2 protein-coding genes and 1 tRNA gene are annotated in these 1,756 nt (G+C 28.9%); all 3 read left to right on the top strand.

Annotated features, from left to right (window positions below; translation table 11 throughout):
* Window positions 1–433 precede the first annotated feature (433 nt).
* Window positions 434–518: transfer RNA gene (locus VK998_RS10080), tRNA-Leu, on the top strand.
* A gap of 75 nt (window positions 519–593) precedes the next feature.
* Window positions 594–743 (top strand): hypothetical protein, encoded by a 150-nt coding sequence (locus VK998_RS10075; RefSeq protein ID WP_325228003.1) that lies wholly within the window; start codon window positions 594–596, stop codon window positions 741–743.
* Window positions 744–756: 13 nt separating this feature from the next.
* A partial coding sequence (locus VK998_RS10070; protein ID WP_325228002.1) for a hypothetical protein occupies window positions 757–1,756 on the top strand: 1,000 nt, incomplete at its 3' end.

Here is a 1,756-nt window from a genome sequence, read left to right as displayed (position 1 = left end):
ATAAAATCAACAATTTAATACCACTGGAAGGCATGATTAAAGCCCGTTTCAAATATTCCATTTGTGAGTAGGGGATAATTCCCCTATTATTATAGTCTTTTACTTATAGTTCAAGACAAGTAAAGGTTTTAACTACTGAACCAGATAATCAGTAGTGTTTTGTAACAAACAATGCTTTGCTGAATAGCAAAGTCTCTATAGTGAACGAGTAGACAAACTCAAGTAGCTATAGGCACAAAGACAAATAGACCATTGACGGAGTGCGATGGTAGTATATTTAGCATAATTCTAGATTATGCATATATGGATGTGACTAGCTTAGCACGTACCAATCACAACGGACAGGCATAATTGTTAGATGTTGTTAAGAAGCAACAAAAAATAATTCTCCACTAGTCAAATACAGCCTGTCTATTTGGCTAGAGTTAAAATTGTGAGTGTGTTGGAATGGTATACATGATAGTCTTAGAAACTATTGGGAGAAATCCTTGAGAGTTCGAATCTCTCCACTCACACCAAGACTTATTCATACTTATTAACAGTTTGGGAGAACTGTACAAAATCTCCCTACATATTATTTTTGGAGGATAAGAATGGAACAAGATTATATTGATACAGAAATTATAGAAAACGAAAATAAAAAAGGAAATTATATTATAAGAGATAAAAATATAAAAGAAAGTTTTAGTTTGGGAGAATTACTAAATGAAGATGAATTAGAAAAATTAAAGTCTATTTTATAAAGGGGGATGGATATTGTCTAATATAAAAAGACAAGCTAATGAGAATTTTAAGCAATATAAAATGAGATTATATAGAAATCAAGATATATATGGATTAACCAATAAAGAAATTGGTGATTTGCTCAATGCTGATACGGGCAATAATTGGGATGAATCGGCTTATAGAAAACACGCCCATGCTTACATAGAAGGATGGGATGATTGTTTAAATGAAAATATTACAGATGATGAAGTATTGGTTGAAATGGACAAGAAAATGGATGAAATGTACAAACAACAAGTTAAGACTAGAGATAAATTAAGAGAATTAAGAAAACATCTTAGAGATGAGGCAAGAATAGAAAATCTACAAGATGTTTTTATTGAATGTGCAAATATTATTTCAAAAGAGCAACCATTAGAATTAAATACATATCCTAGCTATCAAGGCGAAAGGGTAGCTATTTTACAATTATCTGACTTTCATATGGGAGAAATTGTAGATAATTTTCTTAATACATACAATCATGAAATATTTGATAAGAGAATAAACAAATTAACAACAGATGTTATTAACTATTGTAAATTAATGAATGTGGATACCTTAAAAATGCTTAATCAGAATGATCTAATAAGTGGAGATATTCATGTTACTACAAGAGTAATGAATGAAGAAGATGTGGTTTATCAAACTATGTACGTTGCTGAAACATTAGCAAATATGATGTTAGAATTTGCTAAAAATATAAATCAAGTTGAATTTTATTCTGTAGTCGATAATCATAGTAGAACAAATAAAAACAAAAAAGAACATATTGAAAAGGAATCTTTTGCAAGATTTATTCCTTGGCATTTAAAAACTAGATTAAAAGATATACAAAATATAAAAATAATTGAAAATAAAATAAATGAAGTTGAAGAATTTGAGATAGGCGTTGTAGATATATTCCATGAAAAAGCATTTTTTGTACATGGTCATAATGATAAAGTTAAAGATGTAATACCTGATTTAACTTTAATGACTAAAATGTTCC

The sequence above is a fragment of the Schnuerera sp. genome (genome assembly GCF_035459645.1).
In the GTDB taxonomy this organism is placed as follows: Bacteria; Bacillota; Clostridia; order Tissierellales; family Tepidimicrobiaceae; genus Schnuerera.
The sequence above is the reverse complement of the archived record's forward strand: the minus strand, read 5'-3'. Positions and strand labels throughout refer to the sequence as shown.

Bases quoted from the DNA above. Each gene is read 5' to 3' on its own strand.
- VK998_RS10075 (WP_325228003.1), top strand. From the start codon at position 594: ATGGAACAAGATTATATTGATACAGAAATTATAGAAAACGAAAATAAA.